Source organism: Candidatus Margulisiibacteriota bacterium (assembly GCA_041661965.1).
Classification (GTDB): Bacteria; Margulisbacteria; WOR-1; order O2-12-FULL-45-9; family XYB2-FULL-48-7; genus XYB2-FULL-45-9.
This window is the reverse complement of sequence record JBAZTH010000004.1, coordinates 28,371-55,116: the sequence shown is the minus strand read 5'-3', so window position 1 is coordinate 55,116 and position 26,746 is coordinate 28,371. Positions and strand designations below refer to the sequence as shown.

Sequence of the window (26,746 nt, the reverse complement as noted above, 5' to 3'; positions counted from 1 at the left end):
CCTCTTTTAACGCTCCAATTATCTGTTCTTCGGACATCCTTTTCCCCTTCATAAATGATCCTCCTTCAATTAGTATTACCGGCCTAAATTCTAATTGCAAGTGGTCCAGTTTTTGGGGGTAAGGTCACTTCTGTGCATTCCATGTTTGGCCGTTTCTTTGTTCACTTGTGCTACCTTGACCAGGAGTGGGCCAAAAAGATGCTTGCTGGTGGGCGAATATTCCCAATGGCAGAGGATAAAAGCAATATCTGGAAAGCGGACTGGCAGGGTTATATGCTTTTCAGTAAATTTTACTCACAAATATTTGAATTACTAAAGAACCACTATGATCGGGGGATAAATAACTTAATTCATCAGACATCAAGTGAAAGAAAATCCGAAAACGATCGATTGGCTGAACATATGATGATTTCTTATCTATGGGGACTCGAAGATCTTGACCAAACAAATAGTCTTATTAATAAGTTCTTCAAAAAGGCCCCAATGATAGTTAGACAACATGCAATATATTTTATTGGAGGATCTCTTGAGAAGATATTGATTGAAGATAAAATAAATAGAACAAATTCATGGCCGAAATTGAAAACTTTTTGGGCAAAGAGAGTGAAAGAAGCGAAAGACGAAGAATTATTGGCGTTTCTTGATTGGCTGGAAAATGTGCCAGAAAATGAAAGTATTGATTCGCTAATCGATTTGATAAAGCCATCAATAAAGCCGTCAAAAGGATATCTTTTCCTTCATGATTTATTTGGTTACTTGATCGACAATGCTAAAAACCACCCAGTATCGACAATTAGCATATTGTTGGAAGTTATCAAGGTAAAAAAGACAACCAGAGAGGGTTATGCCGATCCGTCTGATATGCGTAAAATCATTGAAGAAACGAGAAAATGTCCAGAATGTAAAGAAATGGTTAATGAGGCAGTCAATGCTTTAAGCGATATGGGGTATTTTGAGTTTAGACCGTTATTGGTTGCTTGATGTTCTATACCATATTTCCAATATTATAACGTAAGCTTGAATGTTGACGTACGCATAATAAAATTGGGCACTCCCCGGGTAGGACCGGGCTAGGGGTCTGACGCAATTATCTGTCTAGCTTCGCTCCCCTGATTACCAGCCAAGCTAAAAAGATCACTTCACCAAATGCCATCAACTCAAAAATGGAGATCGCGCTTTCTAATCCCGGCATGAGTAACTTAATAAACGATCCCAAGGTATACCCAATTCCAGCGATAATAACAAAACCGCCAATAACCTTGGGGAAATAACCTGATTTGTAAGCAAGATAACCAAGCGGGAAAAGCCATAAGCCCCAGAAGATTGAGGCAATGATAATTCCTTGGGCGTGTAAGTTCAAAAATAACATCATTTGTTCCGGAGAATTGAGCAGCATTAGGGCGGCTACGCTATTAAGCTCGTTCAGCATGGCGATCGGCACGCTCACTAAAGCTAAAACAACCATCAGTAAGGCTTGGCTCTTGTTAACTGATTCGAATAACCGATATAACAGTAGGACGGCAAAAATAAAAATTAGCTGGGTAATGAGACTGCCTGAAATACTCGCTCGGAAAAGTAGCTCGTTCGATAATATGTTGTTTGCGGTTTCTCCGGCGTTCCCTAAAACCAGCAGCTTCGATGGTACATACACAACGCTGAATGACCCGAATACTAGCCAGAGGGGATAGAGGATTCTTAAAGCGGTTGAAACTCTTTGCTGTGATAGTTTTTCCAAAAGACTCTCCTTAAATGCGAAAGTCGCGCCGATGGAATCGGCACTCCCCGGGTAGGATTCGAACCTACGACCAAGTGATTAACAGTCACCTGCGCTACCACTGCGCTACCGGGGAACGCCAATACAGTTTCTAATTTTACCAAATTTTGGACTTTTAGCAACTGTTAAGGGTAAATGGCGTTTTTGCTTGGTAGTTACGCTATTCGCTTCAAATGGTGTACGTCTCTTCTTTGCTGGGCGACCATTTTCTTTGTCCGGCCACAAAGAAAATGGTCAAAAAGAAAAGGCCTCGCGCTTTTTGATTTTTCTCAAGGTAAGCAAAAAGCGCACCCATCCTGAACTTGTATTCTAATCCAGTGCCATTATTTAAGTGTCTGCCTCACTCAACACTGGGACAGACCGCTCTTTTGGTGTTTAAAACAAATATGGTCGTAGATAAGTTTTAAGTCCGATTAGTCTTGAAATGACCCAAATAAGAGAATATGCTTATCTTGAGGTGAGAGCCATAAAAGAGCTTTCTTCTTTTCTTATTGTTTTATCGCTTCTTGTCTTGGTTGGTTGCTCGGCTACTAGTACTCCCGCAACTACCACAACGACTGTTACTATCGCGTCAACGACAACAACGACCGTCTCTACGACTACAACCTTGTATTCGGGCTTGTATTACGCGAGTTCAAAATCAGACGCGTTTCATTATGCCTGGTGTTATTATGTTGACGCTATTTTGCCAGAGAATCTGGTTGCTTATACAAATCGTGAATGGGCCCTTGCTGCGGGGAAATATCCTTGTAGTTATTGTAAGCCATAAATAACCAAGTGTTTTAGTGAATCAAATATGGCCTTCAAGGGGTTTCATGAAACTCGTGAGGAACCGAGCCGTGCCTGCCGGCAGGCAATTCACGATCTTACAACCGCGACTAAACGTCGCGGTTAGAGCTTTCCCTTTAACCGCGGCGTTCAGCCGCTGGTTAACCGCTCAATTCTTGCCCACCTATGTGGCGGCGATATTGCCGCAGGTTTCCTACTAACCAAATGTTATAATATCCCCATGTCCTTAATCCCATTTATAACTACATTCATAATGATCGCGGTGGCGGAGCTGGGAGACAAAACCCAACTCCTCACTTTTGGTCTAGCCACCAAGTATTCAGCTAGAGTGGTCATTGCCGCTGTCGCTTGCGCCTCGGCATTACTAATGGCTTTAGCGGTATTTTCTGGCGAACTCCTTAATCGTTTCATCCCGTTGATCTATATCCAAACCCTCTCTGGGATCTTATTCATTATATTCGGTCTCTGGATTATTTTTGGCCGGGAAGAGGAGGAGGAAGAAACCGAGACCGACAACCGTTCTCCTTTCTGGCTCGTCTTTACCGCCTTTCTCTTGGCCGAACTTGGAGATAAGACGCAAATTGCCACTCTTGCTCTGACCGCCCAATACGGAACGCCTTTTCAGGTTTGGGCCGGCGCGACCCTGGCAATGATCGTAGTTAATTCGATCGGTGCCTTAGCCGGTAAGTGGACCAAAGACCTTATCCCGGCAAGAGCGGTCAAGCTTGTCGGGGCCGCTATGTTCATTATATTTGGGGTCTGGACCCTGGGTGAGCTCTTTGTCTGGTAGTTGCGCTCCCGAAGAAGGGCGCTATAGCCGCCAACTGATCCTCCCTGAAGTCGGCCCGGCCGGGCAGGAAAAACTCCGCCGCGGAAAAGTTTTAGTCGTCGGCGCTGGCGGCCTTGGTTCGCCAGCCTTGCAATATCTCGCCGCCGCTGGTGTCGGTTCGATCGGCATCGTCGACAGTGATTTTATCGAGCTCTCTAACCTCAACCGCCAAACGCTTTATTCAACCGAGGATATTGGCAAGCTCAAAGCCCAAGTCGCCGCTCACCGGATCAAAGCGTTGAATCCCGAATGTGACGTCTTGGCTTTTTCGACCCGCTTGACCGCCGACAATGCCGCCCGGATCATCGGCGACTACTCGATCGTCATTGACGGGAGCGATAATATCCCGACCCGCTACATATTAAATAAAGCCTGCGTCGACCAGAAGAAGCCCCTGATCTACGGCGCGGTCTACCAATTTGAAGGCCAGCTGATGACGATCACGCCGGGCGAAGGGGCCTGCTTTCAGTGCCTTTTCCCGGAAGAGCCGCCGCCGGGCGAAGTTCCGGCTTGCCGGGAAAATGGGGTCCTGGGTGTTTTGCCTGGATTGGTTGGGACCTGGCAGGCGACCGAAGCGGTCAAGTTGCTCCTCGGGCTCGGCGAAACGGCGGGTGGGGAACTGCTCGTTATGGCTCCCCTGGAACGCTCCTGGCGGAAGGTCAAAGTCCCCCGAAATAAGAAATGCCCGGCCTGCGGCGGCCGTTAAACCCCTTATCTGGTAAGGGTTTTCCGGAAAAAGGGAAAAGAGCTGAAATTCCCCAAGATTTCTCTTGACAACTAGTTGCGAACTACGTTATAATTACAACCTCGACTGTGAATAAATTTAATACCTAATTTGGTGTTTAAATTTTTGACCGAGCGTGAGAAACGCACTTCGGTGCGTTTTTTATTGGCCTCTCCGGGTTCCTCGAAAGGGACTAGTTCTGAAAAACTTCAGAAGCCTGGAAGTGGACAAGTTACTTGAAAATTGAATAGGGTTTTAGAAAGTATAAGTATGTTAAGGTTGAAGCAGGAATAAATTCCCGCATCGAGAAAGAGAGAATTTAAGTTACTGCGGCACATAGTGGATACCTTGGCACTACAAGTCGATGAAGGACGTGATTGGCTGCGATAAGCCTCGGGGAGCTGTCAAAATAGCTTTGATCCGGGGATTTCCGAATGGGGAAACCTGACCAGGAAAAGCCTGGTCGTGCCTAACGACAACCCGCTGAACTGAAACATCTAAGTAAGCGGAGGAAGAGAAAGTAATAACGATTTCGGTAGTAGTGGCGAGCGAAACCGAAACAGCCCAAACCTTGTTGATTTATCTTCAAGGGGTAGCGGGACCGCGACGTGGGACCGGATAGTTTAGTTGAAGTACTCTGGAAAGAGTCGCCATAGAAGGTGATAGCCCTGTAAGCGAAAGACTAAATGGCCCTAGCGGTATCCCAAGTACTGCGGGACACGAGAAATCCTGTAGGAATCCGGGAGGACCATCTCCTAAGGCTAAATACTCTGTAGTGACCGATAGTGAACAAGTACCGTGAGGGAAAGGTGAAAAGAACCCAGGAATGGGAGTGAAATAGAACGTGAAACTGTGTGCCTACAAGCAGTCGGAGCCCCGGTTTACCGGGGTGACGGCATGCCTATTGAAGAATGAGCCGGCGACTTACAGTTACATGCAAGCTTAGGGCGTTGAACCCGAGGCGTAGCGAAAGCGAGTCTTAATAGGGCGATTTAGTATGTAGTTGTAGACCCGAAACCGATAGCGACCTATCCTTGGGCAGAGTGAACTTCAAGTAAAATTGAAGGGAGGCTCGAACCTATTGATGTTGAAAAATCTCAGGATGACCTGAGGATAGCAGTGAAAAGCTAAACGAGCTCGGAGATAGCTGGTTCTCCTCGAAATGGTTTTAGGGCCAGCCTCAAGCGTATCGTCGTGGGGGTAGAGTACAGTTCGGACTAGGGGGCCGAGAGGCCTTCCAAATCCTTGCTAACTCCGAATACCATGACGCCATTACTTGGGAGTGAGACTACGAGGGATAAGCCTCGTGGTCAAAAGGGAAACAGCCCATGATCGTCAGCTAAGGTTCCTAAATGTATGCTAAGTGGGAAAGGAAGTAAAGTCGGCTAGACAGCCAGGAGGTTGGCTTAGAAGCAGCCATCCTTTAAAGAGTGCGTAACAGCTCACTGGTCGATCGATTTTGCGCCGAAAACACACGGAGCTAAGCATACTACCGAAGCTACGGGTCTTCCGGATTTATCCGGGGGGCGGTAGAGGAGCGTTCCGTTGTAGGTTGAAGTCGTGTCGCGAGGCACGGTGAACGAAACGGAAGTGAGAATGTCGGCATAAGTAACGAAAATACGGATGGAAATTCCGTACGCCGAAAGTCTGAGGTTTCCTGGGCAAGGCTCGTCCTCCCAGGGTAAGTCGATATCTAAGCCAAGCCCTAGCGCGGCTAAGCTAGGGGTAGGTGATGGCCAAACGGTTAATATTCCGTTACCGCCTATTTTGTTAACCAGAAGGACGCAGGGGGATAACTCATAGCACTTATTGGATTGTGGTACTCCGATTTATCGGGGATATTGAGTGACTCCGCACTGACGAGAAAAGCTCTGGGTATTGTGATAGGTGATCGTACCATAAACCGACACAGGTGGACAGGCTGAACAAGCCAAGGCGCGCGAGATAACTCTCTCTAAGGAACTAGGCAAAATGATCCCGTAACTTCGGGAAAAGGGATGATCCGAATAAAATCGGATTCTCAGATATCAGACTTCCGCGACTGTTTAACAAAAACACAGGTCTCTGCTAACCCGTAAGGGGATGTATAGGGGCTGATGCCTGCCCAGTGCTGGAAGGTTAAGAGGATGATTGAGATTATATCAAGGTCAGAATCGAAGCCCCAGTGAACGGCGGCCGTAACTATAACGGTCCTAAGGTAGCGAAATTCCTTGTCGGGTAAGTTCCGACCCGCACGAAAGGCATAACGAAGGAAGTGCTGTCTCGGAGAGAGACTCGGTGAAATTGGGATGACCGTGAAGACACGGTTTAACTGCACCAGGACAGAAAGACCCCGTGGAGCTTTACTATACCCTAACTTTGAGATTTGACGCCGCTTGCGTAGCATAGGTGGGAGGCTTTGATCCCCTGTTTTTGGATGGGGGGGAGCCAACAGTGAAATACCACCCTGGTTGTGTTAGATTTCTAACCCTGGCCTTGATAAGCCGGGAGACAGAGTTAGGCGGGTAGTTTGACTGGGGCGGTCGCCTCACAAAGGATAACTGAGGCGTTCAAAGGTACCCTCAGCACGGTTGGAAATCGTGCGTCGAGTGTAAAGGCATAAGGGTGCTTGACTGCGAGACGTACATGTCGAGCAGGGACGAAAGTCGGACTTAGTGATCCGGTGGTTCTGAATGGAAGGGCCATCGCTCAACGGATAAAAGTTACCCCGGGGATAACAGGCTGATCTCCTCCAAGAGTTCACATCGACGAGGAGGTTTGGCACCTCGATGTCGGCTCATCGCATCCTGGAGCTGGAGCAGGTTCCAAGGGTTGGGCTGTTCGCCCATTAAAGCGGTACGTGAGCTGGGTTCAGAACGTCGTGAGACAGTTCGGTCCATATCCGGTGCAGTCGCAAGGAAAATTGAGAGGAGTCCTTCCTAGTACGAGAGGACCGGAAGGAACAGACCTCTGGTGTACCAGTTGTGGGGCCAACCTGCAAACGCTGGGTAGCCATGTCTGGAAGGGATAAATGCTGAAAGCATCTAAGCATCAAGCCCACCTCAAGATTAGTTTTCCCATCTGGATCCCGCAAGGGTGAAGGAGTAAGACCCCCTGAAGAACACAGGGTTGATAGGCTGGAGGTGTAAAGGCGGCAACGTCTGAGCTGACCAGTACTAATCGGTCGAGGACTTATTTATTCTCTCAATCTCGCATTGCGGGGATTTATTTCGGGCTTCAACGCTAACATATTTATACGAGGGTAAAAATCCCGGTGACCATACCGGAGGTGTCCCACCCGTTCCCATTCCGAACACGGCAGTGAAATCCTCCCGGGTCGATGGTACTCCTTAACTTCGTTTTGGGGGAGAGTAGAACGTCGCCGGGGTTTTTGCCCTCGATAAATTAAAGAAAAGCGAATACGTTAAGTATTCGCTTTTCTTGTGACCATTAGAGAAATTGTTATAAACCGCGGCTAAACGCCGCGGTTATGGTTAAACATTGCTTTAACCGCGACGTTCAGTCGCGGGGTCAGAGAATACTATGTTTTAAATGTAGGGCAAGGGTTCATCCCTTGCCGCGGCAACGGACAAGCCGTTGCCCTACATTTGATATAATGAAGACATGCGTAAAATCACCGACCAATCGATCATCGCCGGCTATCTGGAAGACAGCTCGAACCTGACGGGCGGCTCCGCTGAAGGTTTATATTTGCCTAGTGATGAAAAAGAAGCCAGAGAAGTTCTTCTGGAGTCCGCCGCCAATAAAACGCCGCTGACCTTTTCCGCCGCGCAGACCGGGACGACCGGCGGCTGTATTCCTTTCGGCGGCAATATCCTCTCGGTCCAAAAACTCACTAAAATAATTGAGATCGATCCAGTGAAGAAGACCGCGCTGATCCAGTCCGGTGTAACTTTGGAAGAATTGGCCAAAGCGTGCGCGCCATACGGCTTGTTTTACGCGCTGGATCCGACGGAGAAGAGCGCCACGGTCGGCGGGAACGTCAACACTAACGCTTCCGGCGGACGGAGCTACCGTTTCGGTTCGACCCGCGATCATACTGTAGGCTTAAAAGTAATATTAACCAATGGTGAAAAACTGGAGTTAAAAAGGGGCCAGGGGCCGGCGTCCGGCTTAACTTTGCCGACTTACAACATGCCGCGGCTCAAGAACGCGGCCGGGTATTACGCGCGGCCGGGGATGGAACTGATCGATTTGTTTATCGGCCAGGAGGGGACCCTCGGCTTTATCTCCGAGATCGAAGTCAAACTCCTGCCGATAATGAAAGAGACCTTTGAGCTGGTCGCCTTCTTTAAGACGGAAGCGCAAGCCATCGGCTTTGTGGAAGCGGCGAAAAAACTCCGCGATCAGTCGATCAACTTTTTTGAATACTTTGATCCCAACACTTTGCAAATGTTGGGGAGGAGCTACCCCCATATCCCGCGGGAACGGGAAGCGGCGGTCTATATCGAGCAGGAGCTCACCGAACGGAACAGTAATTACCTTGAAGAGTGGGAGAAGCTGTTGTCAGCCTATGATTCTTCTCTGGAAGAAGCCTGGATCGGGAGCGACGCTAAGCAACAAGCCCTTCTGCGGCAGTTCCGCCACGCTATCCCGGAGCATATCAACGAACTGTTTAAAGAACACCATTTGACCAAAATGGCGACCGATATCGCCGTGCCGGAAGATAAATTCAGGGAGATGTTTAACTATTATAATAATCAGCTTAAAGCTTTAAGCTGTAAGCTTTTTTATATTAAATTCGGCCATATCGGCGATAACCACCTCCACGTCAACTTGTTGCCTAAAAATGAGGCGGAAATGGTTCGAGCCAAAGAATTGGTCCGGCTCTTTGTGCGGAAGGCGGTTGAGCTGGGCGGGACGGTCTCGGCCGAGCATGGGATTGGGAAGATCAAATATGAATATTTAAAAGTCATGTACGGGGCCAAAGGAATCGAAGAGATGCGTCGGGTAAAGGCCCATTTCGATCCGGCCGGTATTTTGGACCGCGGCAATATTTTTCCGGCTATTTGACCTATTTGCTTAATAACTGAAATATGATAGCATTAACCGAGATTTAACCGCGGAATTCTTGTCCGCCGGTAGGAGGAAATTCCGCGGTTAAAAATCAGTGAGTAAATATCGAATTTAAAAAATAAGGGGGTGAAATGAATGAAAAAAATTATTTCTGTTATTACGGTTTTGATGCTGACTGCGATTTTCGCGGTAACGGCCGACGCGCAGGTGAAGAAGACTACCCCGGCGGCCAAAGCTCTGCAAGCGCAGGCGGCTTCGGGTACGACCGTGAAAAAGTCCGGAATGTCGATCTCTCCTAAGATTACCTTCATGTCCGGTGATTTCAGCGGTTTATCGATCGGCGTGGAAAGCTATTTCTTCCCGGTTGAAAGCGTAAAAGGACTGGAGCTGGGAGCGGAAGGCAACTATAAGCTCTCGTCCAATAACGTTGGCTGGATCCAGATCGGAGGAATAGGCCGGTTTGCTATCCCGATGGAAAGCCAGACGTTCTCTCCGTATGTTGGGGGTGGATTGAATTATAACTTTTATCAACTCAACGTATCTGGGGCTGGCTCGGCGAGCGGGATCGGTTTCAAGATCTTCGGCGGAGCTGATTTCCCGGTGGCCGGGGTCGGTTTACTCTACGGCAACGTCGGGTATGCCAACAACAGCTTCAATTATTCGGTTACCATCGGAGGTTTTCCTTTCAGCGTCAGCGCCAATGGCGGCGGGCTGTATTTAGAAGGCGGCATGCGGATTCCAATGTAATCGTTTCCTTGTTTATAAAAGCCCTCTTTGGGGTTATCCCCGGGAGGGCTTTTTTGTCTCGCTAAAATGTGATAATATAGCCTCGTGATTTCCCAGATTGCGCTTTTTTTTGCGGCGGTCTTTATTTCCCTGCTGATCACTTATCCGGTTGTCGCTGGTTTGCGGTATTTTAAACTGCGGCAATTTATCAGAGTGGAAGGACCGCAAAGCCATTACGGCAAAGCCGGGACCCCGATCATGGGGGGGCTCGGTTTTTTGCTCACCATTTTCATTTTTACCCTCATCTGCATCAACGTCGAAATGGATTTCCGTTACCTGGCCCTGCTTTTTCTGATGCTTTGTTTTGCCGGGATCGGCCTGTACGATGATTATATTAAGACCGCTAAGAAACAAAATTTAGGGCTGACTTTTTGGCAGAAAATTATGCTGCAAACCACCTTTGCCGCCATTTTTTCTTATTTTCTGGTCACCATCGGTTATCATCAGCAAATTGGCGGCTGGCTTAAATATCTTTACTTTAGTGAACCGATCCTCTTTTTGCTTGGCTCGTCCTTTATTATTGTTGGCGCCGCTAACGCGACCAATTTAACTGACGGTCTCAACGGTTTGCTGGCCGGGACCGGGGGAGTCGCTTTTCTTTTTTTTGCCGTTATTGCCAACCGTTTAGGGCTGGTCGACGCGACCAGCTTATGCCTGATTGCCGCTGGCGCGGTGATCGCTTTTCTTTTTTATAATTTCCCCAACGCCCAAGTATTTATGGGGGACACCGGGTCGCTGGCGATCGGCGCCTTACTGGCCGGGATCGCTGTCCTTATGCATCAGGAGCTCCGGCTGATCGTGATCGGCGGTGTTTTTGTCCTGGAAACATTGTCGGTCATTCTCCAGGTTGGCTTTTATAAATTCTTTAAATGGCGGCCGTTCCGGATGGCGCCGCTCCACCATCATTTTGAATTGCTTGGCTTCAAGGAAGTTCCAGTTGTCCTTGGTTTCTGGGGACTTGGTTTGATCTTTGGACTCGCGGGAATATTGATCAAATGAACACCGGCAAAAAAATACTGATTGTCGGTTTAGGGAAAAGCGGCTTTTCGGCCGCCATAAAGCTGGCCGGACTGGGATCGGTCGTGACGGTGACCGACTCAAAGAAAGAAGAGCTTTTTCCAAAAGATCAGCTTGAAGCCTTAACGAGCAAAGGGATCCGCCTGTTCCTGGGGGCGCATCCTCCGGAGCTGGTTGAAGGCTTAGACTTGGTAGTGGTTAGTCCGGGGGTCCATCTCGATATTCCGATCGTTGAGCTGGCTAGAAAAAATAAAATTCCCGTGATCTCGGAGATCGAGCTGGCCTTTCGTTTTCTGACCAAGCCGATCATCGCCATCACCGGAACGAACGGCAAAACGACGACGACGACCCTGATCGGTGAAATGCTCAAAGCCGGAGGGAAGAAGGTCGCGGTCGCCGGTAATATCGGACTCCCCTTGATCGAAGTGAGCGATGCCGATCTTGATTACGTGGTGGTCGAAGTCAGCAGTTATCAGCTGGAAGCGATCGTTGATTTCAAACCCTCGATCAGCGTGATCTTAAACATCCAGCCCGACCATTTGGAGCGGCACCATACGATTGAAGAATACATCGCCCAAAAAGCCCGGCTTTTTGCCAAGCAGACGAAGGCCGATCATCTGGTCTATAACGCCGACGATCTCCAGGTCGTAAAAATGGTCCAGGGGGCCAAGGCGCAGACGGTTCCTTTCGCGAAAAAACAGACTGCCGAGATTCTCTCGCTTGATCCGGCGGAGATCAAGATCCCCGGCCGGCATAATCTGGAAAACGCCCTGGCGGCGGCCGCCGTCGCCAATCTCTGCGGGATCAAAAAAGAACAGGTCGCCAAAGTCCTCAAAACTTTTCCGGGGGTCGAACACCGGATCGAATTCGTTCGGAAAAAGAAGGGGATCGAGTTCTATAACGATTCCAAAGCGACCAATCCCGATTCGACCATGGTGGCGATCGAGACCTTTAAAGGACGGGGCTTGGTCCTGATCCTCGGCGGGCGCGATAAAGGGGTCGGTCTTGATGAAATGATGAAGCTGGTGAAAGAATCGGCCAAAGCGGTCGTCTTGATCGGCGAGGCGGCCGATCGGTTTGAAGCGGCGCTGCGCGAGATTGGTTACGACCGGATCTCCCGGGCCGGGTTTTCCATGGGGGATGCCGTTCGGGAAGCGTACCGTTTGGCGGCCAACGGGGAGGTCGTTCTCCTCTCTCCCGCCTGCGCCAGTTTCGACATGTTCGGTAATTACGAGGAACGGGGCCGGATATTCAAGGAATTATGCCGAAACTTAAAATAGATTATTGGTTCCTGCTGGCGGTGATCCTGCTTTCCGCCGTTGGCGCGATAACTATTTTTTCCGCCAGTCCGACCATGGGAATGAAACACGCCGATCTCCTTTATTATATCAAGCGCCATTTGTTTTATCTCTTGCTGGGGGCTGGAGCTTGTCTTTACGGCTTCAACCTCGATCTGCAAAAACTAAAAAAGATTGCTTTTCCGCTTTTTGCCTTTTCCGTTCTTTTATTGATCCTGGTCTTTGTTCCGGGTGTCGGCCATAATATCAGCGGCGCTTCGCGCTGGATCGATCTGGGGATCTTGTCTTTCCAGCCGTCAGAGCTGATCAAGTTTACCCTGACCGTCTTTATCGCTAAACTGCTGGTCGAAAAAAAGGGGAGTATCGGTAATTTTATCAACGGGGTCCTCCCCGCGCTGTTGATCTTCGGCCTGGTCGCCGGCTTGATCATCAAGCAGCCCGATCTGGGGACCGTTTTAACCCTAGGCGGAGCGGTCTTCGCGATGCTATTTGTCGCCGGGATGCAGTATGCGCAATTCGCGGTTTTGGGGCTCCTGGCGATAATTACGGTCGGGCTCCTGGGGGTGACCAGCCCGTACCGGATGAGGCGGTTCCTGGCTTTTTTCGATCCCTGGCAGGATCCGCAGGGGATCGGTTTTCAAATAATTCAATCACTGCTGGCGGTCGGTTCCGGTGGGTTTATGGGGTTGGGATTGGGGGCTTCCCGGCAAAAGTTCTACTATCTGCCGCAACAGTTCACTGATTTTATCTTCGCCATTCTTTGCGAAGAGACCGGGTTCCTGGGGGCGCTGGCGGTGATCTCGCTCTTTGTCCTCTTTGCCCACCGCGGCTTTATGATCGCCCTTGGCGCGAAAGATCCGTTCAAGAGCTTGCTGGCGACCGGCCTCGTCGCCTGGCTGACGACCCAGGCGCTGATCAATATCATGGTCGTGGTTGGCTTAGTCCCGACGACCGGGATTCCTTTGCCCTTCATCAGTTACGGCGGGACCGCTACGATCATTAATCTTTTCGCCGTCGGCGTGATCTTAAATATTTCCAAGAAAGGGACAGCATGAAGATCGCCATCGTTTCCGGCGGGACCGGCGGCCATATCTATCCGGGGATCGCGATCGCGGAGGAGTTAAAGGCTCACGATCCGCGAGCCGAGATAATATTTATCGGCAGCGCGGAAGGGTTGGAAAAAGAACTGGTCCCGAAAGCCGGCTTTCCGATCAGGCTGATCCGTTCGCGGGCGCTCCTGCGGAAACTTTCCTATAAAGCGATTTCCGCCCCCTTTGTTTCCTTGATCGGTTTTTTTCAGGCGCTCGCGCTTTTGCGAAAAGAACGGCCGCGGCTCCTCCTCTCAACCGGCGGTTACGCCAGTTTGCCGGTCGTCCTGGCGGCCAAGATTTTATCGATCCCGATCTACATTCATGAACAGAATGTTCTGCCGGGGGTGACCAACCGGTTCTATGCCCGCTGGGCAAAAAAAGTTTTCCTCTCGTTCGAACAGTCGAAGCAATATCTGGCCGGGACCGTGACCGGGAACCCGGTCCGGCGGGAGATCCTCTCTTATGACCGTGAGTCCAGCCGGACCAAGCTGGGCTGCCAGCCCGATGAACGGGTGGTCCTCGTGGTCGGCGGCAGTCAGGGAGCGAGAACAATCAACCGGGCGGTTATGGGCGCCTTGCCCCTGATCAATCCCGGGATCAGGATCATTCACGTGGTCGGCCATCGGGATTATCCGGAGGTTTTGCGGCAGCTCGCCGGCCGGAATTATTCTTTTTATAAACCGGTGGAATACATGTATAATATGGGAGAAGCGATCGCGGCGGCCGATCTGGTGGTCAGTCGGGCGGGGGCGACGGCGATCGCCGAGTTTTTAACCCGCGGCTTGCCCATGATCCTGGTCCCTTTCCCTTTTTCAGCCGAAGGGCATCAGGACCTTAACGCTCAAGTTGTGGCGGAAGCGGGGGCCGGTTTATTCATCAAGAACAGCGAGCTGACCCCGGAGAAATTCGCTGTTTTGGTCAACGATCAGACCCTGAATTTAACTAAAATGAAAGGCGCTTGCCGCAGTTTGGCCCGGCCGAATGCGGCGAAAGATATTCTCAATGTCATCGCTTGATTTTAATAAAGTAAAAAGTATCCATCTGGTCGGGATCGGCGGGTGCGGGGTTTCCGGGCTGGCCAAGATCCTGCATGAGATGGGCCTTAAGGTCAGCGGCTCCGACATCAAAGAAAACCCCAATACCGTCCGCCTAAAAGACATGGGGGTCAAGATCCAGATTGGCCACGACGCCAATAACGTCCGGGGGATCGATCTGGTCGTCTATTCTTCGGCAGTGACCTTTGAAAATCCGGAACTGAAAGAGGCCCAGGCGAAACAGATCCCGATCATCAAACGGGCGGAGATGCTCGCCTGGATCATGTCCCGCTCGCAGAACCGGATCGCGATCGCCGGGACCCACGGCAAGACGACGACCACCGCCATGTGCGCCAAAGTTCTCGACGCCGCCAAACTGAACCCGACCTTCTTGATCGGCTGCGACATGGACTACGTCGGCGGCAACGCCAAGATGGGGAGTGGCGGCTTCTGTGTCGCCGAAGCGGACGAATCGGACAGTTCTTTTCTTTTCCTTTCCCCGACGATCGAAGTCATCACCAATATTGAAGAAGACCACATGGAGCATTTCGGTAATATCGACGAACTCCTCCGGACCTTTGAGGCGTTTGCCGCCCGAGTTCCTTCGACCGGTTTTATCCTGGTCGACGGGACCGATCCCAATAATCGCCGGCTGATGGAGAGGGTCGGCAAGCGTTTCATCACCTACGGGCTCGATCCGGCGATGGAATACAGCGCCAAGAACCTTAAGTTTTCCAAATTTAACTCGACTTTTATTCTCCAGAAAAAAGGGGAGGATATCGGCGAGGTGGCCCTGGCGGTCCCCGGCTGGCAGAATGTCCTCAACAGTCTGGCGGTCTTTGCCATCGGCTTTGAGTTTGGGATCGATTTTTCCCTGATGGTCGGCGCTTTGCAGACCTTTGTCGGCGCCCGCCGCCGTTTTTCGATCGTCGGCGAGCAAGATGACATTATGATCATCGACGACTACGCCCATCATCCGACCGAGATCAAGGCGACACTTTCTGCCGCCCGTTCCGGGTGGCCGGGACGCAAGATCGTCTGTGTTTTCCAGCCGCACCGTTACACCAGGACCAAGATTCTTAAAGATCGGTTTGCCACCGCTTTCGGCGATGCCGACCGGGTGATCATCTCCGATATCTACGCCGCTTCGGAAAAGCCGATCCCGGGAATTACCGGTCGGACAATCGCCATTTTGCTCGACAAAGAAAAAGCGTCCTATATCCCGAAGAAAGAAAAGATCGTTGAACAGCTGATGAAAGAGATCAAGCCGGGCGATATTGTCCTGACGGTTGGGGCGGGCGATATCCATACCGTCGGCAAAGAGATCCTGCTTAGATTGAAGATGAGGGAATAAAAAGAAAGCTTTCAGCTTACAGCTTAAAGCTTTTTGCTGTAAGCTTGCAAATAAAGATGAAATACCTTAAAGATGAATTGTTAAAAAAACACACCTCGTTTCGGATCGGCGGGCCGGCCCGGTTATTCTGCGCTCCCAAGAACCAGGCGGAGCTGGCCGAAGCGATCGCTTACGCTAAAGAGAAGAAACTTAAACGAGCTATTCTTGGCGCCGGGACCAACGTTCTGGCGCTGGATAAGGGGTTTCGCGGGTTGGTCATTAAACTTTCCGGCGGCTTAAAACGGATCTATTTCAAGGATAACCTGCTTCATGCCGAAGCGGGGGTTTATTTGCCGCAGTTGGTCCAGGCGGCCCTGCGCCGTCATCTTATCGGCCTGGAATTTTTAGCCGGGATCCCGGGGACGGTTGGGGGAGCGGTCGTCATGAATGCCGGGGCCTGGGGGCGGGAGATCGCAAATTGTCTGGAATACGTTAAAGTGATCGATCGGAACGGCGAGGAACAGCTTTTGAAAAAAAAGGAGCTGGGCTTCGGCTACCGCAAGAGCGGAGTTGAAAAAAAGGGGCTGACGGTGGTGGAAGCCGTTTTTAAGTTGAAAAGCGGTTCGGCCAAAGCGAGCCGCCAGAAGATCCAGGAATATCTGGCCCAGCGAAAAGTTAAACAGCCGCTGGGGATCCCGAATGCCGGCAGTGTTTTCAAGAACCCAAACAAAAAAGCGGCCGGACAATTGCTGGAGGCGGCTGGCTGTAAAGGCCTGCGCTGCGGCGACGCCCAGGTCTCGGAAAAGCACGCTAATTTTATCGTTAATCTAGGCGAGGCTTCGAGCCGTGATATCTTAAAGCTGATGACCAAACTGCAGAAAGCGGTGCAGGACAAGTTTAAAGTTTGCCTTGAGCCCGAGATTAAAATTATGGTAGAATGACGAAATGAGCGGCGACGAGATAAAAAAATTACAAGAAAAAGCGGCTGTTTTGCGCAAACACGTGATCCAAATGACCTGCGCCGCTTCTTCCGGACACCCGGGCGGTTCGCTTTCGGCCGCCGATATCATCACCGTCCTTTATTTCCACACTTTAAGACATAATCCCAAAGATCCCGGTTGGACCGAGCGGGACCGTTTTGTGATGAGCAAGGGGCATGCCGCTCCGGTTTTGTATTCCGCCCTGGCTGAAGCCGGCTATTTTCCGGCCAAATATCTCAAAACCCTCCGTCAGATGGGGAGTTCGCTCCAGGGGCATATCGATATGCTCTCGCTTCCCGGGATTGAGATGTCGACCGGTTCCCTCGGGCAGGGGCTCTCTGCCGCCAATGGGATGGCGCTGGCCGGGCGGTTGGACAAAAAAGATTACCGGGTCTACTGTTTGATGGGTGACGGCGAATGCCAGGAGGGGCAGATCTGGGAGGCGGCGATGACCGCCGGTCACCGCAAGCTCGATAACCTCACCGCGATCGTCGACCACAATAAATATCAGATCGACGGCAAGGTCGAGGATATCAAGAACATCAATCCTTTTGAGGATAAATGGAAAGCTTTTGGCTGGCACGTGATCCGCTGTGACGGCCATTCGATCAAAGCGCTGATCAGCGCGCTGGATAGCGCTAAGAAGATCAAGGGGAAGCCGACCGTAATAATTGCCGACACTATTAAAGGAAAAGGGGTCAGCTTCATGGAAGCGGCGCCGCTAAGCTTCCACGGCTCACCCCCTACCCCGGAGCAGGAAAAACAGGCTCTTTGCGAACTTTGTAAAATAGAGGATAGTAAACAATGAGCGAAAAGAAATTAGCCGCCACCCGCGACGCTTACGGCAAAGCCTTGGCCCAGCTGGGGAAAGAGAACCCGAACGTCGTGGTCCTGGACGCCGATCTTTCCGCTTCGACCAAAACGGCGGAGTTCGGGAAATTGTTCCCGGATCGTTTCTTTAATATGGGGGTTGCCGAGCAAGATATGATCGGGACCGCGGCCGGCTTAGCCGCCTGCGGCAAGATCGCCTTTGCTTCGACCTTTGCCGTCTTTGGCTCCGGCCGGGCCTGGGACCAGGTCCGTTTGTCGGTCGCCTATACGCGGGCTAACGTTAAGATCGTCGTTACTCACGCCGGGATCGTGACCGGGGAAGACGGCGCTTCCCATCAGGCCAATGAAGACATCGCCATCATGCGGGTTATTCCGAACATGACGGTCGTGGTCCCGTCCGATTCGGTCGAGACCGAAAAGGTTATCCGCGAAGCGGCTAAATTCCACGGACCGATGTATATCCGCTTGAGCCGACCTAAAACGCCGATCATCAACGATGAAAACTACACCTTTAAGATCGGTAAGGGCTTTATTCTGCGAGAAGGAAAAGACCTGACGATCTTTGCCTGCGGCATTATGGTCGCGACCGCTCTTGATGCCGCCGAAGAGCTGGCCAAGAAGGGGATCGAAGCGCAGGTTGTTAACCTTTCCACTATCAAGCCGTTAGACAAACAACTGATCGTCGAGTGCGCCGCTAAGACTGGGGCGGTTGTGACGGTCGAGGAACATTCGATCCTCGGCGGACTCGGCGGCGCCGTGGCCGAAGTCCTGGTCGAGAATTGCGTCGTTCCGATGGTTCGGGTCGGCTTGAAAGACGTTTTCGGCGAATCCGGCAAGCCGGACGAGCTGCTGGTTAAATACGGTTTAACCGCTGAAGCGATAGAAAAAGCTGCCCGCGCTGTGTTAAAAAGGAAAAAATGAGGCCCTCCTGGGACGATTATTTCATGAAGATCGCGCATGACGTGGCCGAACGGGCGACCTGCGTCAAACGGAGCGTTGGCGCGGTCATTATCAAAGACAAACGGATCCTCGCCTCCGGTTATAACGGCGCGCCCCGCGGCTTCAAGCATTGCACCGCTGAAACCTGCATCCGCAAACAGATGGATATCCCTTCCGGTCAGCGGCACGAACTTTGCCGCGGTCTCCATGCCGAACAAAATGCTATAATCCAGGCTGCCTGGCACGGGGTTAAGATCGAAGGCGGGACTCTCTACTGCACCTTTCAGCCCTGCGTCATCTGTGTTAAGATGATCATTAATGCCGGACTGGTGAAACTGGTCTATGAAGGCGGCTATCCCGACGCTCTGGCAAGTGAAATGCTGAAGGATTCCAAGTTGGAGGTTGTTAAATATGAAAGTAGGGTACCTCGGGCCTGAAGGGACCAACAGCGAAGAAGCCGGTCTCTTATACGTCAAAAAACTGAAAAACGCCGACCTGATCTCTTACGCCACTTTTTCCGAACTCCTCTTAGCCGCTGACCGCGGCAAAATTGATGAGGCGGTCGTGCCGATCGAGAATTCGATCGAAGGGACGATCGGGGTCGTCACCGACATGCTGGTCAAAGAAGTCGACCTCCGGATCAAAGCTGAATTTGTCATGCCGATCCATCATTACCTGATCGCCCAGAAAGGGATCAAGCTCCAGGAAGTGACCGATGTCATCTCCAATCCGCCGGTCCTCGACCAATGCCGGGATTTTTTACGCCGGAAAATTAAAAAGGTTAAGCTTCATTTGTCCTACAGTTCGTCCGATGCCGTCCGGCAGGTCGCGGTTTCGCTGGGGGAAAAGATCATTGCTCACGGCAAGGTCAAAGGGAGCGTCTTTGCCGCGATCGGGACCAAGGCTTCGGCCGCGCTTTACGGTTTGAATATCATCGCTTCTAAGATCAATGCTAAAGATAATAAGACCCGGTTTATCGTGCTGGCGAAAAAGGACCATTCCCGGACCGGCGACGACAAGACTTCGATCGCTTTTTCGATCGCCAAAGACCGCCCCGGCGGGTTGCATGACGTTTTAGCGGAGATTGCCGGCCGCAACATCAACCTGACCAAGATCGAGTCCCGGCCGTCGAAAAAGTCGCTGGGTGATTATTATTTCTTTCTCGATATGCAGGGGCATCGCGGCGATCCGGAGATCCGGGAAGTTTTGGGCAAGATCAAAAAGAAGACCTCGTTCCTGAAACTGCTCGGTTCCTTTCCCAGAGGAACTTAAATGCCCGAAAAAGAAGACGGCTTATTGGTCGGTCTGCTTGCCGGCGGCTTGATCGGCGGGATCATGGGGCTAATGCTTTCGTCGTCGATCAGCGACGAGACCAGAGCGCTTATCAAGTCCAAGGTCCATGATTTTAATTTGGGTGAGGTTGTCGATCGGTTCGGCGAGGCCTTTGCCGCCGGCCTGGAAGAAGCGGAACGGATCGAAGAAGAATTTGAAGGAGGCTAAGAGATGTACGAGGTTTTGATCAACATCCTGATCTTTTGCGGGGTTTTATTGCTTCTGGCCATGACCGTGGCGATGGTCCAGATTGTTTTGATCCTGCTTGATGTTCGTAAAATGAGTTGCGAGATCAGGGCGAAGGTCCTGGCGATCACCTCGCTCCTCGACGCGGTGACGATGATCTTCGGCGCGTTCGGCGGTTCGAAAAAAAAGTGGACTAAAAACACGACCATTGCCGCTTTTGTCGGCGGTCTGCGCAAAGGGCTTAATGTATTCTTAAAAGATAATAAGGAGGATTAAGATGGGTTTAAAAAGATTGTTCAAAATGTTTGCGATCGGCGGGATCCTGGGCGCGATCGGCGGGATGTTGTTCGCTCCGGGTAAAGGCGAGGAGACCAGGGCCAAATTAAAAGAATCCCTGGAAAAAGGGAAAGAAAAATTCGACGAGATCAAAAAGAATTTGAAAGAAAACCAATAAATGCTGCGATCCACCATCGAATCTTCGATCAAGGGGGCCTTAGGCCTCCTTGGTGTTAATGAGACGGTCAACTTTAAAGTTGAGGTCCCGCCGCGTAAAGAGCTGGGGGACTACGCTTCCAACGTCGCCATCGTCAACGCCAAGACCTTAAAGAAAGCGCCGCTTCAGATCGCCAAGGAACTGGTTGCCGAGATCGAAAAGCTCGACCAGGGAAAACATTTCGCCAAGATCGAGATCGTTCCCCCCGGCTTCATCAACTTTTTCCTGACCGATCAGGCGATCGAGGCCCGGTTGAAAGAGATTGTTGCTCTTGACCTAGCCTGGGGAAATAGCCGCCATTATCAAGGCCGCTCGATCCTGATGGAGTATGTCTCCGCTAATCCGACCGGACCGCTCCATGTTGGGCACGGCCGCTGGGCGGTCGTCGGCGATTGCATCGCCCGGCTGTTTTCCGCCGTCGGCTATAAGGTGGAAAAAGAGTTTTACGTTAATAATGTGGGCAACCAGGTCGACAAGCTCTACGCTTCGGTTGTTGCGTCGCGCGCCGGCCAGCCGGTCCCGGAAAATGGCTATGGCGGCGCGTACGTTAAAGAGATCAAAGGCGAAACGATCGGTGAGATGCTTGACTTTAATCTCGATGAACAAAAAAGAATTTTGGCTTTGGTCCGGGTTGAATTTGACCGGTTCTTTTTTGAAAATGAGCTTCATGATCAGAACCTGGTCAGGGGAGCGGTCGAACAACTAAAACGAAATCACCAGACCTTTGAAGAAGGAGGGGCGATTTGGTTCAAGTCCCAGGAACATGGCGACGATAAGAACCGGGTCCTGGTCCGGGAAGACGGAAAACCGACCTATTTTGCCGCCGATGTCGCTTATCATCTGAATAAATTCAACCGCGGCTATGATCTGATGATCGATATCTGGGGGACCGACCACCATGGTTATGTTCAGCGGCTCAAAGCGGCCCTTAAGGCGCTCGGTTTGCCGGCGGAAAAGTTAGAGATCATTATCGGCCAGTTGGTCGCCCTCTTCCGGGGGGACGAACAGGTCCGGATGAGCAAGCGGACCGGCGAGATGATCACTTTGCAGGAAGTGGTCGAAGAGACCGGGGCCGACGCGACCCGTTTCTTTTTTGCCGCGACCGACGTCAATTCCCATCTTGATTTCGACCTGGAGCTGGCCAAGAAACGCTCCAGCGATAATCCGGTCTTTTACCTGCAATACGGTCACGCCCGGATCTGCGGGATAACCAGGAAGGGAATGGGGAACGGAGCGGAAGTTAAAATCAGCGAGTTAAGCACGCCGGCGGAGCGGCAGTTGATTATGAAACTGATCCGCTGGCCCGAGGTGGTTTTTGACGCGGCGCAGCTGCGCCATCCCCACCGGATCTGCGAATACGGCAAGGAGCTGGCGACGCAGTTCCATTCATTTTACGAACAGTGCAAGGTCTTGGGCAATCCGTCGCGGGAATATCTGGCCGACGCGACTCGAATTACATTACGCAATGTGTTAAAATTACTTGGTATCACGGCTCCGGAAACGATGTGAAGTCGCGGGTTGGTAAAGAGAGGGTTTTATGAAATACGCGTTTTTTAAAGGCAAGATTGTCCCCTTCGACCAGGCTAAAATCTCCATCATGACCCACGCTTTCAATTACGGGACCGGGGTGTTCGAAGGGATTCGCGGCTATTGGAACGCCGATAAAAACCAGATGTTCATCGTCAAGCTCCGCGAACATTACGAACGGCTGCAGCGCTCGGTCAATCTCGGGCTGAAATCGGAGATAAAATATACTCTTGACCAGCTGTGCGACATCACGGTCGAATTGGCGAAAAAGAACGGGTACAAGGAAGATGTCTATATCCGGCCGCTTTATTACAAATCCCAGGAAAAGATCGGTCTGGGACTGATCGGGATCGAAGATGATTTTTGCATGTTCATGTCGCCGTTCGGCAACTATCTCGACATCAGCAAGGGGATCAAAGTTTGCGTTTCATCCTGGTGGCGGATCTCGGCTAAGTCGGCCCCTCAAGGAGCGAAAATGACCGGGACTTACTTTAACTCTTCCCTGGCTAAAGCGGAAGCGCTGGAAAAGGGTTTTGACGAAGCGATCCTTCTTTCGCACGAGAAAACGGTCGCCGAAGGTTCCGGCGAGAACCTGTTCATGGTCAAGGACGGCCAATTGATCACGCCGCCGCTTTCGGAGACGATCTTGCCGGGGATCACCCGGGTCTGCGTCATGAAGCTCGCGGCTGACGAGCTCGGCCTCAAAACCGTGGAACGCCGGATCCAGCAAGCGGAATTATACACCGCCGACGAACTCTTTTTCTGCGGGACCGGCGCGCAGATCGCGCCGATCGCCCAGGTTGATGAGGCGGTGATCTCGGGGGGAGTGATCGGGCCGATCACCAAAAAGATCCAGGACCTTTACTTCAAAGCGGCGCGCGGCGATAATCCGAAATATGCTGATTGGAGTACGCCGGTTTATTGATGGGGAGGGGACAAGTGAAAGGGATCGGGATCGATATAATCGAGATCGAACGCGTCAAGCGCGCGGTTGAAAATTACGGAGACAATTTCCTCCGCCGGGTTTTTTCTCCGGCCGAGATTGGTTATTGCCGCCGCCAGAAAGCATACAAGGTCCCCGAACTTTCCGTCCGTTTTGCCGCCAAGGAAGCCTACTCCAAAGCGATCGGCACCGGGATCAAAGGTTTCGGCCGCTCCAACCGGGGGATCAGCTGGCTGGATGTCGAAGTCGTCAACAATCGCGACGGCAAACCGCACCTCGCGTATCAGGGGAAGATCCTCGAACACGTCCACCTTAGTCTCTCGCACAGCCGCGATTACGCGGTGGCGTCGGTCTATGTTGAAAGTTGATCTGCCGAAACGCCGGGCCGATTCGCATAAAGGGGATTTTGGCCGGCTTTTTGTTTTGGCCGGATCGAGAGGAATGCTCGGCGCCGCTTTGCTTTGCGGCCGGGCCGCTATCCGTTCCGGGACCGGTCTGGTTTATTTAGCCGTTCCCGATCGTTGTGCCGACCAGGTTAATTGCGCCGCCCCGGAACTGATCACCCTTGGGGTCGATGGCCTAAGGGATTTTGAACGGCTCCCCTTTAATTTTACCGCTCTTGCCTTGGGGCCGGGCCTTTCGGAGCGCCGCGTCATCGCCGAAAAGATCCTCAACTATTTAAGTAAAAAACGTTTTCCTTCGCCGATCGTTCTCGATGCCGATGCTCTGGCCGTCTACAACGGCCGGCCGGAGAAATTAGCCGCGCTGGACCTTAACTTGATCTTGACCCCGCACCCGGGAGAGATGTCCCGCTTGAGCGGCTTGAGCGTTGAAGAAATTCAACGGAACCGGCTGGAGATCGCGGCCGGATTTGCCCATCGTTATAATTGCCTTCTGGTGTTAAAAGGCCGGCGGACGGTCGTGGCCGATCCTTCCGGCAACACTTATGTGAACAAGACCGGCAATCCCGGGCTGGCGACGGCTGGAACGGGAGATGTCCTGACCGGAATGATCGCCGGCTTCTGCGCCCAGGGTTTGTCCGCCCGGCAGGCGGCGGTTAACGGGGTCGGATTGCACGGCTTGGCCGGCGACCTCGCGGCCAAAGATAAAGGAGAATACGGCTTGATCGCTACCGACGTGATCGAGAAAATACCTTATGCCATACGCCAGAGTAACTGAAAATATCGGTTATCGGAGCCTGGCTTTGCTGGAAGAGGTCGGCAAGATCTCTCTTTTAGCCTGGGCGGTGGTCCGCGATATTTTTCGCGGCAAGGTCAACGTCAAGCTGACGATCGATCAGATGGTCAAGATCGGCGTTGAGTCCCTGCCGCTGGCTCTTACGACCTCGGCCTTTGTCGGGATGGTCTTTGCCGTGCAGATCGCCGGCGAGTTCGTGAAGTTCGGCGCCGGCAATTATGTCGGCGGGGTCATGGGGATCGGCATCGCCCGCGAGCTGGGGCCGGCGATCACCGGGATCGTGGTTGCCGCCCGGGTCGCCGCTTCGATCACCGCCGAGATCGGCACGATGAAAGTGACCGAGCAGATCGACGCCCTCCGGGCGTTCGGCAGCAGTCCGGTCCGCTACCTGGTCATCCCGCGCTTCCTGGCCGCCATGACGATGCTCCCGCTCCTGACGATCTTTGCCAATGTCATCGGTTTTGTCGGCGGCTACCTGGTCGCGACCTATGTCAGCAAGGTCAATCCGGTGGAATACATCGCCAACGCCCGCCGGCTCTTGATGCTTTGGGACCTCTACGGCGGTTTGCTGAAAACGGTGGTCTTCGGGATGATCATCGCGATCATCGCCTGCTACCGCGGACTCCACACTTACGGCGGCGCCAAAGGGGTAGGGGAGTCGACGACCTCGTCGGTCGTGACGACGCTGATTAGTCTGTTCGTGGTCAATTATTTTTTGTCGATCTTATTTTTTAAATGATCAAATTAAAGAATCTAACTAAATATTTCGGCGAACTGAAAGTTTTGGAAAACGTCAGTCTCGACGTCCGGGACGGCCGCTCTCTGGCGATCATCGGCCCTTCGGGCTGCGGCAAGAGCACCTTGCTGAAGCTGATCACCGGGCTGGAAGAGCCGACCGCCGGGACGATCGACCTTAACGGTGTTGAGCTCACCGGCCTTAACGAGGATGATTGGATCGCGATCCGTAAAAAGATCGGGTTTATCTTTCAAAGTTCCGCCCTTTTTGATTCCATGAGCGTTTATGAGAACGTGGCTTTCCCGCTAAGGGAACATTCAGCTTTTACGGAAGAGAAGATCGCCCAGGTAGTCAAAGAAAAACTGAAGCTGGTGGAGCTCGAGGGGATCGAGGAGATGATGCCGGCCGAACTTTCCGGCGGCATGCAAAAACGGGTTTGCATCGCCCGGGCGCTCGCTTTTAATCCGACCATTATCTTGTACGACGAACCGACTACCGGACTTGACCCGATAACCTCTGTCGCGATTGAAAATTTAATGATAAAATTAAAACAGGGCGTGACCTCGATCGTGGTGACCCACGTGCTGCAAACGGTCTATCGGGTCGCCGACGACGTGGTCATGGTCCATGACGGAAAGTTCATTCCGATCGGTTCGCCGGAAGAGACGAAGCGATCGACGAATCCAGTGGTGAAAAAGTTCATCACGGGGGGACTCTAGAATGTCAAAAACATCGGTCGCCAAAGTCGGAGCCTTTACCATCATGGCGCTGCTCGTGCTGGCCGCCGTCGTGATCTGGAAGACCGACCTCTTGCTGGTCCGCGAAGGCTACCAGATGGTCGGCACTTTTCAGAACGTCGAAGGCTTGACCATCGGCGCCGAGGTCCGCTACCGCGGTTTTCGGGTCGGCAAAGTAATGCGTATCGATCCCGGCCCGGCCGACATCCGCATCTTCTGCGTCGTCAACCAAAACATCAAATTCCCGGCCGATTCGACCCTGCGGGTCGCTTATGACGGTTTGGTCGGCATGAAATATATGGAGATCCGGCCCGGCAGTTCCGCTGAAGTTTATGTGTCCGGAATGGCGATACCGGGGATAACGACGGCGGGGATCGTCGACTTCATCGACATCGGCTCTCAAAACCTTCAGGAGAGCAAGCTGATCTTAGAAAGCATCCGCAAGATGGTCGATAATCCCCAGCTTCAGCACTCGATCGTCAGCATGGTCGTTATGGCCGATGAGATCACCAAGAACCTCAACCGCCTGACCGAAGAGCTCCGCGAGACCAACAAAGGGATCAAGGAGGTCGTCGCCGATCCGCGCTTCCAGGAGAATATCAAAGGGACGATCCGGGAAACCGAAAAGACCCTTACTTCAGCCAACCAATTTTTCGATAATTTCGGCCGGATCAATATGCGGAGCTCCGGCGGAGTGGATATCGGCACCAGGGCCAACGCGGTGCGCGGCGACGTCGATATCCTGCAGGGGGATAAGACTTACTATCGGGTCGGGATAGGCGAGGGGCCGACCCGGCAGATGTCGGTCCTTGACGTTCTCTTTACCAGTAAAATGTCCGACAACGTCAGTTTCCGCCTCGGGATGATCAACAGCCAGCTGGGCGGCGGGTTTGTCTTTAAGCCGGGGGCCAACAATAACGTGATCGCCGATATTTATGATCTTAATAATCCGCGGCCGAACATGCCCAAATTCCGGATCGGCTATGAACGGGAGCTGGTCGATTATCTCGACCTGCTTTTCCAGGCCGACGATCTCTTGAACAGCGCCAATAGCAATTTCATGTTCGGGATCAGAGTTAAACCGCAGGGTGGTAAATTATTCTAATCCGGTCAGTTAACCGCGTAATTATACTTTTTAACCGTGCACTAAAGTA

Annotated in this window: 26 protein-coding genes, 1 tRNA gene and 2 rRNA genes; 27 read left to right on the top strand and 2 right to left on the bottom strand. The window is 51.9% G+C overall.

Features of this window, described 5'->3' with window-relative positions:
* The first annotated feature begins 225 nt into the window (after window positions 1-225).
* Window positions 226-981, top strand: a complete 756-nt coding sequence (locus tag WC772_08705) for a hypothetical protein (GenBank protein MFA6170824.1) — start codon at window positions 226-228, stop codon at window positions 979-981.
* A gap of 106 nt (window positions 982-1,087) precedes the next feature.
* On the opposite strand, the gene WC772_08700 is transcribed toward WC772_08705, so the two are convergent.
* Both WC772_08700 and WC772_08695 read right to left on the bottom strand, forming a co-directional pair.
* A complete protein-coding gene (locus WC772_08700; GenBank protein ID MFA6170823.1) occupies window positions 1,088-1,735 on the bottom strand; it encodes a DUF4386 domain-containing protein in 648 nt (215 codons plus the stop codon).
* 43 nt (window positions 1,736-1,778) lie between these two features.
* Window positions 1,779-1,850, bottom strand: a tRNA-Asn gene (locus WC772_08695).
* 966 nt (window positions 1,851-2,816) lie between these two features.
* Between WC772_08695 and WC772_08690 the strand changes: the two genes are divergently transcribed.
* The 26 genes from WC772_08690 to WC772_08565 all read left to right on the top strand — a co-directional run bounded on the left by WC772_08690 (window position 2,817) and on the right by WC772_08565 (window position 26,697).
* The gene (locus WC772_08690) at window positions 2,817-3,353 is read left to right on the top strand and encodes a TMEM165/GDT1 family protein (protein ID MFA6170822.1); all 537 of its coding nucleotides are present in this window, start codon (window positions 2,817-2,819) and stop codon (window positions 3,351-3,353) included.
* Entirely contained in the window at window positions 3,343-4,098 is a 756-nt protein-coding gene (locus WC772_08685; GenBank protein MFA6170821.1) for a HesA/MoeB/ThiF family protein, read from the top strand. The genes WC772_08690 and WC772_08685 overlap by 11 nt, the downstream gene beginning before the upstream one ends.
* Before the next feature lie 335 nt (window positions 4,099-4,433).
* A 23S ribosomal RNA gene (locus WC772_08680) occupies window positions 4,434-7,295 on the top strand.
* 70 nt (window positions 7,296-7,365) lie between these two features.
* Window positions 7,366-7,483 (top strand): 5S ribosomal RNA (gene rrf, locus WC772_08675).
* 236 nt (window positions 7,484-7,719) lie between these two features.
* Window positions 7,720-9,129 (top strand): FAD-binding oxidoreductase, encoded by a 1,410-nt coding sequence (locus WC772_08670; protein ID MFA6170820.1) that lies wholly within the window; start codon window positions 7,720-7,722, stop codon window positions 9,127-9,129.
* A 138-nt stretch (window positions 9,130-9,267) separates the two neighbouring features.
* Window positions 9,268-9,879 carry a hypothetical protein gene (locus tag WC772_08665; protein MFA6170819.1) on the top strand — a complete coding sequence of 204 codons (612 nt, stop codon included), beginning with the start codon at window positions 9,268-9,270 and terminating at the stop codon, window positions 9,877-9,879.
* 84 nt (window positions 9,880-9,963) lie between these two features.
* Window positions 9,964-10,917, top strand: coding sequence for a phospho-N-acetylmuramoyl-pentapeptide-transferase (gene mraY, locus WC772_08660; protein MFA6170818.1), 954 nt, complete (start codon window positions 9,964-9,966; stop codon window positions 10,915-10,917).
* Window positions 10,914-12,215 carry a UDP-N-acetylmuramoyl-L-alanine--D-glutamate ligase gene (murD, locus tag WC772_08655; GenBank protein ID MFA6170817.1) on the top strand — a complete coding sequence of 434 codons (1,302 nt, stop codon included), beginning with the start codon at window positions 10,914-10,916 and terminating at the stop codon, window positions 12,213-12,215. Before mraY ends, murD begins: the two co-directional genes overlap by 4 nt.
* Window positions 12,197-13,288 carry a putative lipid II flippase FtsW gene (ftsW, locus tag WC772_08650; GenBank protein MFA6170816.1) on the top strand — a complete coding sequence of 364 codons (1,092 nt, stop codon included), beginning with the start codon at window positions 12,197-12,199 and terminating at the stop codon, window positions 13,286-13,288. The genes murD and ftsW overlap by 19 nt, the downstream gene beginning before the upstream one ends.
* Window positions 13,285-14,340 (top strand): undecaprenyldiphospho-muramoylpentapeptide beta-N-acetylglucosaminyltransferase, encoded by a 1,056-nt coding sequence (gene murG / locus WC772_08645; GenBank protein ID MFA6170815.1) that lies wholly within the window; start codon window positions 13,285-13,287, stop codon window positions 14,338-14,340. The genes ftsW and murG overlap by 4 nt, the downstream gene beginning before the upstream one ends.
* Window positions 14,327-15,712, top strand: coding sequence for a UDP-N-acetylmuramate--L-alanine ligase (murC, locus tag WC772_08640; protein MFA6170814.1), 1,386 nt, complete (start codon window positions 14,327-14,329; stop codon window positions 15,710-15,712). The genes murG and murC overlap by 14 nt, the downstream gene beginning before the upstream one ends.
* 56 nt (window positions 15,713-15,768) lie before the next feature.
* A complete protein-coding gene (gene murB, locus WC772_08635; protein ID MFA6170813.1) occupies window positions 15,769-16,632 on the top strand; it encodes a UDP-N-acetylmuramate dehydrogenase in 864 nt (287 codons plus the stop codon).
* A 4-nt stretch (window positions 16,633-16,636) separates the two neighbouring features.
* A complete protein-coding gene (locus WC772_08630) occupies window positions 16,637-17,479 on the top strand; it encodes a transketolase (protein ID MFA6170812.1) in 843 nt (280 codons plus the stop codon).
* A complete protein-coding gene (locus WC772_08625; protein ID MFA6170811.1) occupies window positions 17,476-18,423 on the top strand; it encodes a transketolase family protein in 948 nt (315 codons plus the stop codon). The genes WC772_08630 and WC772_08625 overlap by 4 nt, the downstream gene beginning before the upstream one ends.
* Window positions 18,420-18,878 carry a cytidine/deoxycytidylate deaminase family protein gene (locus tag WC772_08620; protein MFA6170810.1) on the top strand — a complete coding sequence of 153 codons (459 nt, stop codon included), beginning with the start codon at window positions 18,420-18,422 and terminating at the stop codon, window positions 18,876-18,878. Before WC772_08625 ends, WC772_08620 begins: the two co-directional genes overlap by 4 nt.
* The gene (pheA, locus tag WC772_08615; GenBank protein ID MFA6170809.1) at window positions 18,853-19,713 is read left to right on the top strand and encodes a prephenate dehydratase; all 861 of its coding nucleotides are present in this window, start codon (window positions 18,853-18,855) and stop codon (window positions 19,711-19,713) included. The genes WC772_08620 and pheA overlap by 26 nt, the downstream gene beginning before the upstream one ends.
* A complete protein-coding gene (locus tag WC772_08610) occupies window positions 19,714-19,941 on the top strand; it encodes a hypothetical protein (GenBank protein MFA6170808.1) in 228 nt (75 codons plus the stop codon). It abuts the gene before it with no gap.
* A 3-nt stretch (window positions 19,942-19,944) separates the two neighbouring features.
* Window positions 19,945-20,235, top strand: a complete 291-nt coding sequence (locus WC772_08605) for a hypothetical protein (protein MFA6170807.1) — start codon at window positions 19,945-19,947, stop codon at window positions 20,233-20,235.
* 1 nt (window position 20,236) lies between these two features.
* Window positions 20,237-20,413 (top strand): YtxH domain-containing protein, encoded by a 177-nt coding sequence (locus WC772_08600; GenBank protein ID MFA6170806.1) that lies wholly within the window; start codon window positions 20,237-20,239, stop codon window positions 20,411-20,413.
* Entirely contained in the window at window positions 20,414-21,961 is a 1,548-nt protein-coding gene (locus tag WC772_08595) for an arginine--tRNA ligase (protein ID MFA6170805.1), read from the top strand. It begins immediately after the preceding gene.
* Between the two features lie 28 nt (window positions 21,962-21,989).
* Window positions 21,990-22,904 carry a branched-chain amino acid transaminase gene (locus WC772_08590; GenBank protein ID MFA6170804.1) on the top strand — a complete coding sequence of 305 codons (915 nt, stop codon included), beginning with the start codon at window positions 21,990-21,992 and terminating at the stop codon, window positions 22,902-22,904.
* A 14-nt stretch (window positions 22,905-22,918) separates the two neighbouring features.
* A complete protein-coding gene (gene acpS / locus WC772_08585; protein MFA6170803.1) occupies window positions 22,919-23,290 on the top strand; it encodes a holo-ACP synthase in 372 nt (123 codons plus the stop codon).
* Window positions 23,277-24,101, top strand: coding sequence for an NAD(P)H-hydrate dehydratase (locus WC772_08580; protein ID MFA6170802.1), 825 nt, complete (start codon window positions 23,277-23,279; stop codon window positions 24,099-24,101). Before acpS ends, WC772_08580 begins: the two co-directional genes overlap by 14 nt.
* The gene (locus tag WC772_08575) at window positions 24,079-24,858 is read left to right on the top strand and encodes an ABC transporter permease (protein ID MFA6170801.1); all 780 of its coding nucleotides are present in this window, start codon (window positions 24,079-24,081) and stop codon (window positions 24,856-24,858) included. The genes WC772_08580 and WC772_08575 overlap by 23 nt, the downstream gene beginning before the upstream one ends.
* Window positions 24,855-25,574, top strand: a complete 720-nt coding sequence (locus WC772_08570; GenBank protein MFA6170800.1) for an ABC transporter ATP-binding protein — start codon at window positions 24,855-24,857, stop codon at window positions 25,572-25,574. Before WC772_08575 ends, WC772_08570 begins: the two co-directional genes overlap by 4 nt.
* Before the next feature lies 1 nt (window position 25,575).
* On the top strand, window positions 25,576-26,697 hold the full coding sequence (locus WC772_08565; GenBank protein MFA6170799.1) for an MlaD family protein: 1,122 nt from the start codon (window positions 25,576-25,578) through the stop codon (window positions 26,695-26,697).
* Window positions 26,698-26,746 lie beyond the last annotated feature (49 nt).